We start from the raw sequence: 15957 nt of genomic DNA on the forward strand, positions 1-15957 counted from the left end.
ACCGGTACGATTCGAAGGTAAATACGTTCCACGTTCGGAGCTATGGCCTGCTCAGGAGCAAACCTGCGTACCCGGCTCCCAGGCGACGGGACCGGCGCCGGTCAGCAGGCACTGCGGTCCACGCCGGCGATCGTCACAGGCATTCAGGCGACGGCTCCTCCTGCCACGAGTAGAAGTGGGTGATATTGACCCTGAACTCGTCGCCGGGCAGTTGTTGCTGAGAAGGCACATCCACGATCAACGCCTCCCCACCCCGACAGATGGTGATCCTCCCCTGCCACTGGAAATCCGGGGCGAACCGGCTGAAGGCATAGCTTCCGAATGTGAACCAATCCGTGCACTGATAGTCGCCTTCCGGGTTAGGGCCACAGATTTTGATCGGTTGCTGGATGGGCGCGCTGGCCGCCTCGGACTCAGTCTTCAGGGCGATGACCTTCCCGCCGTCTTCGGCGGCAGCCGAACCAGACCACACGGCCACCCCGAGACCCGCGACGGCGGCGGACAGCAGTACCGCCCGCCCGAACCGCGGCACGCGACCGACCAATCGCACGAAACCGTTGTTTCTGACCAAGACGAAACCCCTCCAACCAACATGACAGACTCCGGAGAATACCGGTACGATTCGAAGGTAAATACGTTCCACGTTCGGAGCTATGGCCTGCTCAGGAGCAAACCTGCGTACCCGGCTCCCAGGCGATCTGCCTGAAGCTGAGTCGCGGGAGTTGCGGGTCCCGCGCACTGACGGACGACCACGGTGTGGTCACCGATTCGAACTTCACCACATCGGTATGGTACTGCTCATCGATGTTTGCCTCCGCGCGATAGGCGACCTCGTGGTCAACTCCGCCAGGGAAATCGCTGATGGTGCCGACGATGGTGAATTGGATACCGTACTTCCACCACCACTGGTTCCAGGACGGCTTTCCATACACGACTATCGGAGACTCGCCGACGTTCTCGAGCTCCGTGCAGGCCGGGGCGTTGTAGTTGTTGGTGCCCTTCGCGAACACGCGCATGTTCTTCGGGACCTGGTAACTGGGAATCAGATACCCGGGCGGGACGTCTACTTCGACCTGCTGGCCGTTGGATCCCGCGTTGGCCGAGCCGGCGGTCGAGAAGCCGGCAATGGCGGACACCAGTGCCGCGGCCAGCGCCAGCACGGTGTTCCGCCTCATTCGGCGACTGGGTTTCTTTTCGGTGGGCGATGAAATGATCTGCACCTTTGACAACCTCCGCTTTCGGCTGCGACGAGCCTTGATCGATGTCATGTTGCGAGCGGAAGCGGGATTCGCCCCGCACCTACCAGGATTGCCGAAGGCGGAGTTTTCGGACAGGAGATCCGCGGTGGGTTGACCTCGATGTGAGCGATTTCCGGGAACCTGCGCGGTTTTCGGGCGCTTTCAGCTCGGGAGAGTGTCGCTGGCGAACATGTCGTGCACGTCGGTCGGGACGTCGGCGGCGTCGAGCATGCGCAGGTCCTCACGGGTGGGGGCGAGCTTTCCGCGCAGCCGGTTCGCCTGGCGCGTGGTCATGTCGCCGAGCACCTGGCGGACCAGCCGCGCGTTGCCGTGGTCGGCGCCGCGGGGAATCGAGGCGAACAGCGCGTGGGCCGCCGAGCGGGCGGTCCCGGTCAGCTCGAAACCCTGCGCGTCGGCCTGCCACACCAGGATCTGGCCGAGCTCGTCGGTGGAGTAGTCGGTGAACCGGACGTGCCGGGAGAAGCGGGAGGCGAGCCCGGGGTTGGCGCGGATGAACCCGGCCATCTCGTTGGTGTAACCGGCGACGATCACCACGACCTCGTCGCGGTGGTCCTCCATCAGCTTCACCAGGGTGTCGATCGCCTCGCGGCCGAAGTCCTGGGTGACGCCGGCGGGAGCCAGCGCGTAGGCCTCGTCGATGAACAGCACGCCGCCGCGGGCGCGGTCGAACGCCTCCCTGGTTCGTTGTGCGGTGTGGCCGATGTACTCGCCGACGAGGTCGGCCCTGGACACCTCGACCAGTTGGCCCTTGGGCAGCACGCCCATCGCGGCGAGCAGGCGGCCGAAGAGCCGCGCCACGGTGGTCTTTCCGGTGCCGGGCGGCCCGGAGAAGATGAGGTGCCGGCTGAGCGGCGGTACGGGCAGGCCCGCCTTCTCGCGGAGCTTGGCGGTGGACAGCAGGTTGACGATGTCGGCCACCTCGCTCTTGACGCCGGGCAGGCCGACCATGCCGGCCAGCTCGTCCAGCAGCGTGGCGACGTCGTCCCGTTTCGACCGGGCCCGCCCGCCCGGCGTGTCCGGCAGGTCGTCGGGCAGCAACCGCGTGAGGTCGGTCTCGCCGGCGTCCGGCATGGTCGCCAGGCGCTGCGCCTGTCTGTTGATCATGTCCTCGAAGACCTGCCGGGCCACCCGGCCGTTGCCGAAGTTGATGTCCCGGGGGAGCGAGGAGAAGTGCTCGACGAGGGCTTCCCTCGTGCCGTACTCGAGGGAGAACAGGTGCTCGCTGCACAGTTTCTCCACGATGTCGGCCAGCTCACTGTCCGAATAGGACTCAAAGGTGATCGTTCGGGCGAACCTCGACCCCAGACCGGGGTTGGTCGACAGGAACTCCCGCATCTGGTCGGCGTAGCCCGCCACCACGACGACGAGGTCGTCCCGGTGGTCCTCCATCATCTTGACCAGCGTGTCGATGGCCTCGCCACCGAAGTCGTTGGCACTGCGGGAAGTGAGCGTGTACGCCTCGTCGATGAACAGCAGGCCGCCCAGTGCCTGCTCGATCACCGCGGCGGTCTTGGCGGCGGTGTGGCCGACGTACTGCCCGACGAGATCCTGCCTGGCCACCTCGACGACGGTGCCGGTCCGCAGCACCCCCAGCTCGGCGAGGATCCGGCCGTACAACCGGGCGACGGTCGTCTTGCCGGTGCCCGGCGCGCCCGCGAAGATCAGGTGCCGGCTCATCGGCGGGGTGGGCAGGTTCGCCGCGCGCCGCCGCTCGGCCAGCATGGTGAGGTTGATCAGGGAGCCGACCTCCTGCTTGACCCGGTCCAGCCCGATCAGCGAGTTGAGCTCGGCCAGGCGGCCGGCGACCTTCGACGTGGACTCCCGGCCGGCCGCGGGCAACTCCGGCACCTGCGGCCGCGGCGGCGGGACCGCCGCGGGTTCCGCGGCGAGGTCGTGGCCGGCCTCCGCGGGCGGACCCGCCGGTTCGGGCACACCCGGCGCCCGGTACACGTCGGCGCCGCCGTTGTGCTCGATCCGGCAGTCGTGCAGCGCCACCGGCTCGAACGTCATGACGGCGACGCCTTCCTCGGCGTTGCCGAACACCGCGCAGCCGGTCAGCGTCGCGCGGGCACCGGTGTCCAGGCGCAGGCCCGCGGCACCCGAGTCGTGCAGCCGGCACCCGGTCAGGGTCACGGTGCCGGCCCGCCCGACCCGGACGCCGTCCGAACCGCTCCCGGCCACCTCGCACTCCTCGACCGACACCTCCGCGTCGAGGCTCATGCCCGTTCCCGGACAGTCCACCAGGGACAGACGGGCCAGCCGCGGCGAACCGGAACCGCTGACCACGACGCCGTGCCGACCCAGCTCGCGCAGCTCGATGTCGCTGAAGGAACCGTCCGCGTCCTCGACGACGAGCCCGTCGGTGGCGGTGGCGATGACGGCGTGCTCGACCACCACCCGGCTGCCCGCGTCGACCCGCAGCCCCGCCGCACCGGCCGACCCGAAGCCGCATTCGGTGAGCTCGGCGAACGATTCGCCGGTGACGTGCGCGGCATGGGACTCCGTCGAACCCATGCGGCAGCGGGTGACCGTGGGCCGCGCCCGCCCGTCCACGGACAGTCCCGGCCCGAGTCCTCCGGCGAGGCCGCAGTCGTCGAACTGAGGAGCCGCTTCGCCCGCCACGTAGGCGCCTCCGCTGATCCCGAAGGCGTTGACACCGACGAACCTGGTCGTGCTCCCCCGGTCGGCGGCGAGCGCCGCACCGTCGCTGCCGGTGATCGTGCAGCGTTCGACCGTGCCCGCGGCCCCGTCGAGCGAGCACACGCCGTTCCCGCCCACCTGCTCGATCGTGCACTCGAGCACGACCGGCGCCGCGTGGTCGCGCAGCACGATCGCCGACGTCGCGATCTCCCGCAGATCCACCCGTTCCAGCGTTCCCGTGCACGGACCGTCCAGCACGATCCCGCCCCCGACGTGGTTGCGGACCGCGCAGTCCACGACGTCCAGTGTGGACCGGCCGCGCGCCTCGACCGCGACCGCCGACTGCGCGAGCACCTGGCAGCGATCCAGGCGCAGGGCACCGTTCTCGACCTCCACCGCGGGGCGGTCGGCGTCGCGGTGGTGCACGTGGACACCGCGCAGTCCGGCACTGCCGCCGCGCAGGGTCACCGCGGCCGTGCCGAACGACATGCTGTCGTCGACGGCGATCTTGACGATCTCGGTGGGCCGGCGCGCCGAGAGCAGCACACCGTCCGAAAGGGACACCGCCTCGAAATAGGTTCCCGCGGCGACCAGAACGGTCGTCCCGGGTGCGGCCACGTCCATCGCCGCGCTGATGCTCTGGTAGCCGCCGGGACTGCCCGGATCGACCACCAGCACCGGACCTCCGGCGTCTTCCCGCTCCCAATCGGTCGCCACGGCCAACGACATGCTCCTCCGCCTCCCTGCCCGGTGCGGCTTCGGACACCCGAACTGTCGGACGGCGTTTTCGCTACACCAATGTCAATCCCGGTGGCCGGGTGGAACCGCCGGCCCGTGAGCGTGCCTACCATGCCTGAGAATCCGGCTGTCCTGGCGGAAAGGACGTTACTGTGCGTCGCGCAACGGGTATTGTCGGCGGACTCGTTTTCTTACTCTGCTGTAACGTTTTCACCGCATTCGCGCAAACCGCCATCCCGGAACGTGAGCCCGGCGGCCAGAACGGCGGCGGGTGCGCGCCGGGTTCGCCGGTCGTGTCGAAGGCCGTGCCGTGGCCGTCGGTCAGGCTCGGGCTCAGCCAGGCCGGACGGTTCAGCGAGGGCGGGAGCGTCACGGTCGCGGTGGTGGACACCGGGGTCTCGGCGGCGGCGAGCGCGCTGTCGGGCGCGGTCGCCGCCGGGGTCGACCTCACGGCGCCGGGCCGGGGCCGTGCGGACGGCGACTGCGCCGGCCGCGGCACGTTCGTCGCCGGCATCGTCGCGGCGCGCCCGCGGGACGGCAGCGGGTTCGCCGGTGTGGCGCCCGCCGCCCGGATCCTCCCGGTCCGGGTCACCCCGACCGAGGACCTGGTGGCCGCCGACGTCCTGGCCGCGGGCATCAGCGCGGCGGTGGACCGGGGGGCCTCGGTCGTCGCGGTCACCGCGTCGTCGGTCGCGGACAGCCCCGCCCTGCGCACCGCGGTACTGGACGCCTTGCGCCGCAACGCCCTCGTGGTCGCCCCGGCCACCACGCAGGCCGCGCGGAATCGCCCGGCGCCGGCCTTTCCCGCTCACTACGAGGAAGTGCTGGCCGTGACGGCGCTCGGGGTGAACGGGGCCAGTGCCGCCACCGGCGAGTCCAGGGTCGACCTGGCGGCGCCCGGTGCGGACGGCGTGGTGAGCCTCGCGCCCGCGGGCGACGGGCACGTCACCTCCAGCGGCGACGAGGTGGCGGCGGCCTTCGTGGCCGGCGCCGCCGCGCTGCTGCGCTCCTACCGGCCCGAGCTGAGCGCCGCCGCGGTGCGGCAGCGGTTGCTGGACACGGCCGACCGGGCCGTCGGGCCGGGGTTCGGCGCCGGCGTCGTCGACCCGGACCGGGCGCTCACCGAGGTGCTCTCGCCGGACGGCGGCGGCCGCCCGGCGAGCCCGGCCGAGCGGATGCCGCGGCTGGCGGAGCCGCCCGCGGCGCCAGTCAGTCCACTGTGGACCGTTCTGCCGGTGGCCGGGGGCGTCGCCGCCGTGCTGGCGATCGCCGGCACGGCGGCGTTCGTCGTCAGGCGGCGGCGTCCGGCGCGGGCTCACCCGCGAACGCCGTCTGGATCAGGCTGACGCCCCGCCGGGAGGACAGCTGCGCGCGTCCCGGCGGCAGCAGCCGGCCCTTCGGCCCGCCGAAGGGCGCGTCGCCGGGCGGGCAGGACAGCAGCAGATCGGCCACGTTCAGGTCGCGCAGCTGGCGCAGCAGGTAGTCCGAGCTGGTGCGCGCCGAACCGGCGGAACCGCGGGCCAGCACCAGGTACATCCCGATCTCGTGCGCAAAGGGCAGCAGGTCGACCAGCGGCTCCGTGGCGTCGTTGCCCGCGATCAGGTCGAAGTCGTCGATCACGTAGAAGATCAGCGGGCCGTTCCACCAGTCCCGCCGCCGCATCCGGTCCGGCGTGATCTCGGCGCCGGGCAGCCGGACGCGGAGCTGCTCGCTGGAGCCGAGGATGAAGTCCTTCGCCTGCTGGCTGGAGAAGGCACAGGCCAGCCGGTACTCCTCGGGAACCCAGTCGTAGAGCTCCCGGCGCAGGTCGATCATGATCACCTGGGCCTCGTCGGGGGTGTACCTGGTGGTGATCGCGCGCAACGCCAGCCGCAGCAGGTTCGTCTTGCCGCTCTCCGCGTCGCCGAGCACGAGCAGGCTCGGTGCGGTGGCGAAGTCGTGCCACACCGTGTCGGCCGTCTCGGCCAGGCCGATCGGCATCCGGAAGTCGCCTTCGGGCGCGGGCAGCTCTTCGGCGGGCAGCAGGTGGGGCAGCATGCGCAGGCCCGGTGCCTTCGCCCCGGCCCAGCCCTCGGCGACCGATTCGACGAGCTCGCCGACGGCCTTGGCGAGCTCCGCGGTCTCGGACGTGCCGTCGATGCGCGGGAGCGCCGTCAGGTAGTGCAGCTTCTCGGAGGTCAGGCCGCGGCCGGGGAGCGCGGGCACGGTCGCCGCGGCGCGGATGTCGATGACCGAGTCGACGTGGTCGCCGAGCTTGAGCTCGAGCCGGGTGCCGAGGGCGTCCCGCACGCTGAGCTGGATCTCGTTCCACCGGGTCGCCGCGATCATCACGTGGATGCCGTAGCTGAGCCCGTCGCGGGTCAGGTGGTGCACCCGCTCGACGATGTCCTCGAAGTCGCTGCGCAGCACGCCCCAGCCGTCGATCACCAGGAAGACCTCGGCGTAGCCCTCGTCGTCGACGAAGCCGCCGTCGCGCAGGCGGGCGCGGAACGTCGCCGCGCCGTCGATGCCCTGCTCGGCGAAGAGCCGTTCGCGGCGGGTGAGCAGGGACGTGAGCTCCGCGGTCAGCCGGTTCACCCGGTCGGCCTCGTGCCGGCCGACGACCGCGCCGACGTGCGGGAGGCCCGCGAGCGGGGCGAGCGAGCCACCGCCGAGGTCGAGGCAGTAGAACTGGACCTCGGCCGGGGTGTGGGTCAGCGCGAGCCCGGTGATCAGCGTCCGGATCAGGGTGCTCTTCCCGCTCTGCGGGCCGCCGACGACCGCGACGTGCCCGCCCGCACCGGACATGTCGGCCACCAGGAGGTCCCGCACCTGCTCGAACGGCCGGTCCACCACCGCCACCGGCACGCAGAGCGGGGGCCGGACCGCGGCGCCGGCGGGACAGAGCCCGCGCACCGGGTCGATCTCCAGCGGCGGCAGGAGCTGGTCCAGGGTGGGGGACTCGGTCAGCGGTGGCAGCCAGACCTGGTGCGCGGGGGGACCTTGCTGGACCATCCGGTCGATCAGCGTGTCCATCACGGTGGCCCCGCCGGCGTCCGGCTCGGCCTCCGCGTCGGGCGCGGTCCCGGCGGGCTCGGCGTCCGTGGCGGGCGGGTCCTGCCGGATGGTGTCGTAGACGTGGATCTGGCTGATGGCGGCCGCCTCGGACCGCTGCTCCTCCGGTACCGGGGGGCGGTAGGCGCCGGAGACGTAGGCGGCCCGGAAGCGGACCATCGAGCTGCCCTCGAACCGCATGTACCCGTGGCCGGGCGCGGGCGGCAGCTCGTAGGCGTCGGGCACGCCGAGCACCGCCCGGCTCTCCATCGCGGAGAACGTGCGCAGGCCGATCCGGTACGACAGGTGGGTCTCCAGGCTGCTCATCCGGCCGTCCTCCAGGCGCTGCGAGGCGAGCAGCAGGTGCACGCCGAGGGAGCGGCCCAGCCGTCCGATCATCACGAAGATGTCCATGAAGTCGCGGTACGCGGCGAGCAGCTCGCTGAACTCGTCCACGACCACGAACAGGGTGGGCAGCGGGTCGAGCGGCGCGCCGGCGGCCCGGGCCTTGCGGTACTGGTGCACCGAGTTGAAGTTTCCGGCCCGGCGCAGCAACTCCTGCCGCCGCATCGTCTCGCCGGTCAGCGCGTCCTGCATGCGGGCGACCAGCGGCAGCTCGTCGGCCAGGTTGGTGATCACGGCCGAGGTGTGCGGCAGGCGGTCGAAGCCGAGGAACGTGGCCCCGCCCTTGAAGTCCACCAGCACGAAGTTGAGCATGTCGGAGGAGTGGGTGGCGGACAGGGCGAGCACGAGCGTGCGCAGCAGCTCGCTCTTGCCGGAACCGGTGGCGCCGACCAGCATGCCGTGCGGACCGAACCCGCCCAGCGCGGACTCCTTGAGGTCGAGCTCGACCGGGGTGCCCGCCGGCGTGATCCCGATCGGCACCCGCAGGTGATCCGACCACGTGCGCCGCGCCCACACCGCCCGTATGTCCAATGTGGACAGCTCGCCCAGGCCGAGCAGGGTGGGGAGCTCGATCATGCCGCCGTCCCCCCGCTCGGCCAGATCGCCCCCGCTGGCCGGGCGGAACGGGGAGACGGCCTTGGCCAGCGCGGTCGCCCTGGCGATGCTGAGCTGATCCGGCCGGCCCAGATCCGTGCGCCGTTCCGTGGCGCCGCTGCCCGGCGCGGCGGCGGCGGTCATCGTCAGGCCGTCCTCGTCGATCTCGAGCACCAGCACGTCCGCCGCCGCCTGCGCCGGGACGCCGTCGCCGATGTCGACGAGCACGGCGTTGCGGTAGCCGGCGCCGGCCAGCCGGCTGCCCTCGGGCCCGCGTTCGCCGTGCAGGACGACGACCGTGTACGGCTCCTCCCTGGTCGGCGCGGCCCCGGTCTGGTGCCGGTCGCGGTTGGCGAACTCCTCACCCAGCAACGACTCCAGCTCGTCGAGGCCGTCGCAGAACAGGCGCACCGGGCCCGCCGGGTCCCGCTCGACCGGGTGCATCGCGTGCGGCAGCCACTTGATCCACTCCCAGTCGGCCCGCCGGTCCTCGTCGGCGCAGATCACCACCCGCAGCTCGTCCGGGCCGTGGAAGGTGACGAGCTGGCCGAGGATCGCCCGCACGAACCCCGCCCGCACGTCCGGCCGGTCCGCCACCGGGCGCACGACCACGTGCCGGAACCCCCGCAGGAACAGCGCCACCGGGAGGTCCCGCACGGTGCTGTAGGCGCGGATGAACCGGCGCAGGGCGAGCGCGGACAGCGGTTCGAGGTCCTCGACGGGCTTGCTCTGCACCGGCGCGATGCCGACCGCCAGGCGCTGCTCGCCGACGCCGACCCGGATCTCGGCGAAGTCGTCGTGCGCGCAGCGCCGTTCCCACAGGCGGTCGGTGAGCGCGATCGACCACAGCGCGTCCGGCGCGGGATGCCGCCACCCCACCGCCTTGTGCTGCTCACCGAGCGTTCGCCGGGCGTACCTGCGCAGCTGGGTGAGGTACCGGAGGTAGTCCCGCCGGTCTCCGCGCATCTTCCGGCGGCGCTGCGCGGTGGCGCTGCCCACCTGTCCGAACAGCATCACCAGGGTCGAGACCACCATCAAGCCGCCCGCCATGTACATCAGGGACGGATTGCTCGGCGAGACGAACAGCAGGAGCATCGCGCTGGAGGAGACCGCCATCGGGATGTAGACGAGCATCTGCCCGAGCGCACCGGTCGGCGCCTCGGGCAGGGCCGGCGGCTCCTGGACGGACATCTCACCGCTGGGCAGTTGCGGGCCTTTGCGGCGAGGCGGCCGTATGAACAGAACCGTGCTCATTCGATTTCTCCTCGCGGTCACTACACGCTGAGCCTCCAGTGTGTCAGAATCTTCGCCGCTTCCCCAGGAGCCGCGAAATGGGGTGATTTCGGATGACGACCAGCGACCCGGGTGACCTTTGCCATCTCACGGTCGTCGGGCCGCACAGGGCTCTTGACGTGGCATTACCCGCCTATGTGGTGCTTGCCGAGCTCCAGCCGGGACTGCTTCGCCTGGCCGGCGAGGAGTCGGTCCGGTCCAGCTCGGACGGCGGTGGTTGGGTTTTGCAGCGCCTCGGCGAGGAACCACTTGATATAGATTTAACGAGTCGGGCTCTCGGATTGCGGGACGGCGACACCGTCTACTTGCGACCGAGTGACGCGCAATTGCCGCCGGCCGATTTCGACGACATGGCCGACGGGGTCGCGACCGCGGTGCGGGACGGCGCCGGCCGCTGGCGGCCCGCCCACACCGGCGTCGCGGTGCTGGCCGTCGCCGGGGCCGGGATGACCGGCGCCGGCGGCCTGCTGCTCGCACCGGGCCCCCCGCTCGTGCGGGCGGGCGTCGCCCTGGCGCTGGCCGTGCTGCTCGGCGTCGCGTCGGTGCTCGCCGGCCGGATCCTGTCCGACGGGCGGGCGGCCGCGGTGTTCGGTGTCGCCTGCGTGGGCACCGCGGTGCTGGCCGGCTACCTGCTCGGCACCCTCCTGCTCGGCAGCGTTCGGCTCGACGCGCCGGCCCTGGTGACCGCCGCCGCCACCGGGGCCGGGGCGGTGGGCCTGCTCGCGCTCGGGCTGCCGCCGGCCCGCGGCCCGGCGCTCGGCGTGGCGGCCGCGGTGCTGCTGACCGTCGGCGCCGGCGTGGCCGGGACGGGTCTCGAACTGTCCACAGTGGGCACCTGGGCGCTGGCGCTGGTGCTGGCCGTCGCCATGATCGGTGCGCTGCCGAGGGCGGCGGCGTGGATCGCGAAGCTCCGCATTCCGCCGCTGCCCGCGTCGTTCGAGCAGCTGCGCGAGTACACCGATCCGGAACCCGGCCAGCAGGTGCTGGACCGCGCGGCGGCCGCCGACCGGCATGTGGCCGCCATGGCCATGGGGCTCGCCGCGGTGGCCGGCGGCGCGCTGGCCGTGCTCGGCTCCGCGGACCAGTGGGGCTCGCGGGCCTGCGCGCTGCTCGGTGCCTGCGTGCTGCTGCTGCAGGCCCGGGCGTTCGTCGCGATCTGGCCGCGGGTGGCGCTGATCGCCGGGGGCGCGACGGGCCTGGTGGCCCTGCTGGTCGGCACCGGCCTGGGCATGTCCGCGCCGAGCCGGTCGGTGTTCGGGCTCGCGCTCGTGGCGGTCGCGGCCGCGGTGGTGCTGAGCGCGCGATCCCTGGAGGGACGGCGGCTGATGCCGAGGTGGGGCTGGTTCGGCGACCTGTTCCAGACGCTCGCCGTGCTGTCTCTGCTGCCGCTGGCCGGCGTGGAGTGGGGGCTCTACGCGTGGGCGTACTCGCTGGGAGGGTGATCCGTGCAGTCCCGCCGTGACCTCGTGCAGGCGCAGGCCTACCTCAACGGCCGGCTGGCCTCCGCGCTGGTGCAGGCCGATCCGGACGCCAGCGAGACGCCGACGCGCAGGACCAGCATGGGCATGCTGATCGGGGTGGCGCTGCTGGTCGTCGCGGTCCTCGGCGCCGCCGGCTTCGCGTTGATCTTCGGCGGCCGGTCCGACCAGTGGCGCGAACCGGGGGCCTTCATCATCGACCGGGACACCGGGAGCCGGTACGTCCTGGCGGACGGCACGCTGCGCCCGGTGCTCAACCTCGCCTCCGCGAAGTTGCTGCTCGGCACGTCGATGCGGGTGGTCCGGGTGGCGCACGGCTCACTCGAGGGCACGCCGCACGGGCCCACCGTGGGCATCCCGGGCGCGCCGGAGGTGCTGCCCGGCCCGGGGCTCCGCACGAACGTGTGGCAGGCGTGCGCGACCGGCTCCGCGGCCGGGGACGAGCGGCCGGTGGCCCTGAGCCTCGGCACCGGGCCGGCCCCCGGCGCCCGGGAGCTGGCCGGGGACGAGGCGTTCTGGGTGACCGGGCCGGACGACGACCGCTACCTGCTGTGGCGCGGGCAGCGGCTGCGGGCGGCGGCACCGGCGCTGGCCAACGCGCTCGGGTACACCGAGGACGGTGCCAGCCGGGTCGCCGCGGGCCTGCTGAACATGATTCCCGCCGGGCCCGACCTGACCGGGGTGGACGTCGCCGGGCGGGGCCGGCCCGCCGCCGTGCTCGGCGGCACGCAGACCAGGACCGGCCAGGTGCTCGTGGTGCAGAGCCCCGGTGCGCCGGACCGCTTCCTGCTCCAGACCGGCACCGGGCTGGCCGCACTGTCCACTGTGGACGCACAGCTGGTGCTGGCCGATCCGGCGACCCGGGAGGCATACCCCGGTCAGCAGGTGCGCGCCCTGCCGCTGAGCGTCGCGGCGGCGGCGTCGGCCGCGCGGAGCACGGTGCCCGGGCGGGAGGGGCTGCCGACCACCCCGCCGCGCCTGGTGGCCGAACCGGGCGCCGGTCCCTGTGCCGAGCTGACGTCCCGCGCGGACGGCTACGGCGTGCGGCTGCTGGCCGGCAGACCGGCCGGGGGGCGGCCGCCGGCCGCCGAGCCCGCGATCACCGTGGGTCCCGAGGTGGCGGCCAGCATCTCGGTCACCCCGTCCGGCGGCGCGCTGGTCCGGCCGCGCCTCGCCTCGGGTGCGCCGGGGCTGGCCCGGTATCTGGTGACCGATCTCGGCGTGAAGTACCCGGTGACGTCCGCGGCCGCGGAGGCGCTGGGCCTCCCGCCGGCGGAGGAGATCGCCGTGCCCGCGGGGGTGCTGGACCTGTTGCCCACCGGGCCTGAGCTGGCCCTCCCGAGCTGATCACACCTTACAAGAAGGCAAGCTCCGGGGGCCTGCGCTTCTCGTCCCCGCCGCGGGCGTGGTGTCCTCGTTGCACAGGAACTGACGGCCACATGTGGAGGCGCAGTTATGGCCTACGACGACACCTTGCGGGGCAATACCGGAAAGATCGCCGGTGCCGAGATCTACTTCCACGAGCTCATCTCGGATCTGAGGAGGGTCGTGCGGGATGCGGAGAACGGCACAAGCGAGGCGGGAAAGGCGCTGAAGGCGCAGGGAATGGCCAAGTTCCGGCGCAACTTCCAGCAGTGGATGCAGGAGATCGCCGAGCTCGAACGTGACCTGAAGGACGTGAACCAGAAGACCCAGCACACCGGCAAGCGCATGGCACAGGCGAACCGGATGACCGACGAGCTGGGCGACATGTTCGTCGGGATCAACAGGGGAGCAGCCGGCCGGCATTAGGCTGTGTTTCCTAACTCGGGCAGGGCCGCCGATCGCCTTCGGCGATGGCCTGGGGTCGGGTTGCCGGGGTGGTTGCGGGCCGGTGGGTGGGCGTGTGTCGTAGGTGGTCCCTGGACGGGGCCTGCGGACAGGGCTCGTTCCTCACCCTGTCCTGGTCACCGTGTGGCGGCCGCCCTCGCCAAAGATTTGCGACCTCAGCGCACTTTCAAAACACGCGCTAGTTCAATTTCGGGGAGTGGAGCAAAATGGACACAGGCTATATCGAGTTCGACCGCCGGCGATCCCATGGCGTCAGTGAGGCGCTGGAGACGATCTGCCGGGACATGCAGAACGCGAAGGCGAGATTCATCGGAAACGTCCAGCACGAGCTTGGTGTCGACCACTGGCAGGGGCAGTCCAAGGACCAGTTCGATCGCGCCGTGGGCCTCATCGAGGACGCGCTCATCGACCTGACCGCCAAGGTGCGGAGCGCGAACAATGTCTTCAGCGAGATGGGTCAGATCATCAGGCGTACCGACGACGCCTGCGCCGACGGGATGGCCTGATGCCGCCGTCCAAGACGTGGATCAAGGTTGACGAGGCGGACTTCGGCAAGATGCAGTCGATCCTCGACGACATCGTGCGCACGGTGCTCGGCGATCCCGTCGTGTTCTCGGTCCTCCCCGGGCAACCTCCCGGTGAGACCGGGACGGGCAGCAAGCCGGGCGTTCTGAGGACGGCCACCGCCGAATTGTGCAAGTCGTTGGAAACGATGCGGACCACCCGTGTCAACGAGATACGAAAGCTTCGTGAAGCGCTTGGCACGTACGTCATCAAGATGCGGGCAGCCAACAACGACTCCGATCGGGCGGCGATCCCGTTCGAAGTCAAGACCGACACGACCGGCACGACCGGCCCCAAGGTGCAGCTGCCGGATTCGGTAAAGAAATGACGTGCGGCAGTACCCTCTGACCGCCCTCCAGGAGTGAGCATGTCAGCACCCATACCAAGGTGGGAAGACACCGTCCAGAAGGTCGGCTACACGATGGACCCCGACGACGGGAAGCTGCGCGACTCATTCATGTCGATGCGGTGGTTCACCGTGGACCCGGTCCTCCCGTACGAGTTCATGATGGTCTACGAGTTTCCCACCTGGCGGGGCATCGGGTTCAGCAAGGAGTTCACCGACGCGTGGTGGAAGTACGGCGAGCTGCTGCGCAAGGTGCAACGCGCCTTCGACGCGGGGCACTACTTCGGGAGTGTCGACGCGCCTTTCTCCCAGCCGTCCTTCGTCGACTCGGTCGCGGAGATCGACCGGTTCGCGGGTCAGCTGAGCGCCGCCGCCACGTCGATCGCCCAGATCCGGGCCATGATCATCGGTGTCTGGCCGCAAACCGCGGTGTGGGGCGGCGCGGCCGCCAACGCCGCCTGGGAGACCCTGGGCAGGTTGGCGGACGCCCTGACCGCCGATCACTCGGAGATCACCACCGGTCGCGTGGGCGACACCGTCTACCAGCCCGCGGATGCCGGCGGCGGGTCCTACTCCACACACCTGACCAGGGCCGAGCGAGCCCTGGACGCCTTCTACTGGGTCTTCGTCACCCAGGCCAACGTGATCAACGGTCAGGGGGTACCCAGCGGGCACGTGATCTATCCTGACGGGCACTCCATTCCCTTCCAGTCGTGGCCGCACTACTGGTGCGCGACTCTGTTCACCCAGCAAAATGTCGACTACATCAGGAACAAGGCGGACCAGCTCAGGGCGCAATCTGATAAGCCGCCATTTTTTATTGCTCAGGCGCAGTATCCGGTGCTTGCGGTCATCGGGGCCGAGATCGAGCCAATCCTCAAGAGCTGGCTGAAAGAGTTTCTCGTCCTGGCCGACAGCGCCGTCGACGAGTCCTACAAGAAGCTGATCAGCACCTACGAGGACGTCAGCAGCCGCATGACGTTTGTCGGGTCGGCCGCGGTGCAGCTGACCACCGACCCGGACAAGAGCACGCCGAAGTCCGAACTCGACGATCTGGTCGACGCCCTCAACAAGAACAACAAGAACACCGACCTGAACCTGAAAAATCTTGGCGACAACCTGAACGGCCTCAACAAGGGTGTCAACGACAACCTGAAGGGCCTCAACCAGAGTTTCGGCGACAACCTGACCGGCCTCAACAAGAACATCGGCGACAACCTGACCGGTGTCAACGACATCCTGAAAGGTCTCGGGCCCAGCGAGCTCAAGGTACCCGACCTGTCGTCGATCCTGCCCGGCTCGCTGCGTGGCCCCAGCTCCGACGTCAAGCTCGGCGGCGGCGGGCCGGGCGGTTCCCGGGGCTCACTGAGCGTGCCGGGCTCGGGAGTGGCGGCCGGCCTCGACGGCGCCGGCGGTCCCGGCCAGGTGGGCCGGCCGGCCGGAGGTGCGGCCAACCCGGCGAACCTGGTGGCCGGTCCCCGGGCCGGCAGCCTCGGCACGGGTGGGAACGGGGTGCCGATCTACCCGCCGGCGATGGGCGGCGGCGGTGGCATGGGCGGCGGGATGGGGGGACAGCAGTCCCAGGAGCGGGAGCGCAACGTCTGGCTCACCGAGGACCGCAACGCCTGGGAGCCAGACCGGACGGCGGCGCCGGGAGTGATCGGCCGCGGCGACGATCAGGCCGAGGTGGGCGATGAGCTCGCGGTCGTGCGGGGCACCGACAACATCCGCCGGGGCACCAACACCCGTGATTCCAACCGGCTCGCGTACTGAGCCA

At 71.0% G+C, this 15957-nt stretch carries 11 protein-coding genes; 7 read left to right on the forward strand and 4 right to left on the reverse strand.

Annotated elements, in window-relative coordinates:
• Positions 1–133: 133 nt before the first annotated feature.
• From VGR06_RS35065 to VGR06_RS35075, 3 genes are all read right to left on the reverse strand, one after another.
• The gene (locus VGR06_RS35065; protein ID WP_327563498.1) at positions 134–571 is read right to left on the reverse strand and encodes a hypothetical protein; all 438 of its coding nucleotides are present in this window, start codon (positions 569–571) and stop codon (positions 134–136) included.
• Between the two features lie 91 nt (positions 572–662).
• Positions 663–1220 carry a hypothetical protein gene (locus VGR06_RS35070; RefSeq protein ID WP_327563499.1) on the reverse strand — a complete coding sequence of 186 codons (558 nt, stop codon included), beginning with the start codon at positions 1218–1220 and terminating at the stop codon, positions 663–665.
• A gap of 180 nt (positions 1221–1400) precedes the next feature.
• On the reverse strand, positions 1401–4628 hold the full coding sequence (locus VGR06_RS35075) for an AAA family ATPase (protein ID WP_327563500.1): 3228 nt from the start codon (positions 4626–4628) through the stop codon (positions 1401–1403).
• Positions 4629–4930: 302 nt separating this feature from the next.
• Here VGR06_RS35075 and VGR06_RS35080 point away from each other — a divergent pair, with 302 nt between their 5' ends.
• Positions 4931–5983 carry a S8 family serine peptidase gene (locus VGR06_RS35080; RefSeq protein WP_327563501.1) on the forward strand — a complete coding sequence of 351 codons (1053 nt, stop codon included), beginning with the start codon at positions 4931–4933 and terminating at the stop codon, positions 5981–5983.
• Here the strand turns inward: VGR06_RS35080 and eccCa are convergent.
• Positions 5928–9923: a type VII secretion protein EccCa gene (eccCa, locus tag VGR06_RS35085; protein ID WP_327563502.1), complete on the reverse strand. Its 3996-nt coding sequence runs from the start codon at positions 9921–9923 to the stop codon at positions 5928–5930. The genes VGR06_RS35080 and eccCa overlap by 56 nt on opposite strands.
• Positions 9924–10015: 92 nt before the next feature.
• Here eccCa and eccD point away from each other — a divergent pair, with 92 nt between their 5' ends.
• From eccD to VGR06_RS35115, 6 genes are all read left to right on the forward strand, one after another.
• On the forward strand, positions 10016–11404 hold the full coding sequence (eccD, locus tag VGR06_RS35090) for a type VII secretion integral membrane protein EccD (protein ID WP_327563503.1): 1389 nt from the start codon (positions 10016–10018) through the stop codon (positions 11402–11404).
• A gap of 3 nt (positions 11405–11407) precedes the next feature.
• Complete coding sequence (eccB, locus tag VGR06_RS35095) at positions 11408–12787, forward strand: type VII secretion protein EccB (RefSeq protein ID WP_327563504.1); 1380 nt, start codon at positions 11408–11410, stop codon at positions 12785–12787.
• A gap of 108 nt (positions 12788–12895) precedes the next feature.
• The gene (locus VGR06_RS35100; protein WP_327563505.1) at positions 12896–13231 is read left to right on the forward strand and encodes a hypothetical protein; all 336 of its coding nucleotides are present in this window, start codon (positions 12896–12898) and stop codon (positions 13229–13231) included.
• 245 nt (positions 13232–13476) lie between these two features.
• Positions 13477–13776, forward strand: a complete 300-nt coding sequence (locus VGR06_RS35105) for a hypothetical protein (RefSeq protein WP_327563506.1) — start codon at positions 13477–13479, stop codon at positions 13774–13776.
• A complete protein-coding gene (locus VGR06_RS35110) occupies positions 13776–14162 on the forward strand; it encodes a hypothetical protein (protein ID WP_327563507.1) in 387 nt (128 codons plus the stop codon). The genes VGR06_RS35105 and VGR06_RS35110 overlap by 1 nt, the downstream gene beginning before the upstream one ends.
• 39 nt (positions 14163–14201) lie before the next feature.
• The gene (locus VGR06_RS35115; RefSeq protein WP_327563508.1) at positions 14202–15953 is read left to right on the forward strand and encodes a hypothetical protein; all 1752 of its coding nucleotides are present in this window, start codon (positions 14202–14204) and stop codon (positions 15951–15953) included.
• The last annotated feature ends 4 nt before the right edge of the window (positions 15954–15957 follow it).

This window comes from Actinophytocola sp. (assembly GCF_036002505.1).
GTDB lineage: Bacteria > Actinomycetota > Actinomycetes > Mycobacteriales > Pseudonocardiaceae > DASYTH01.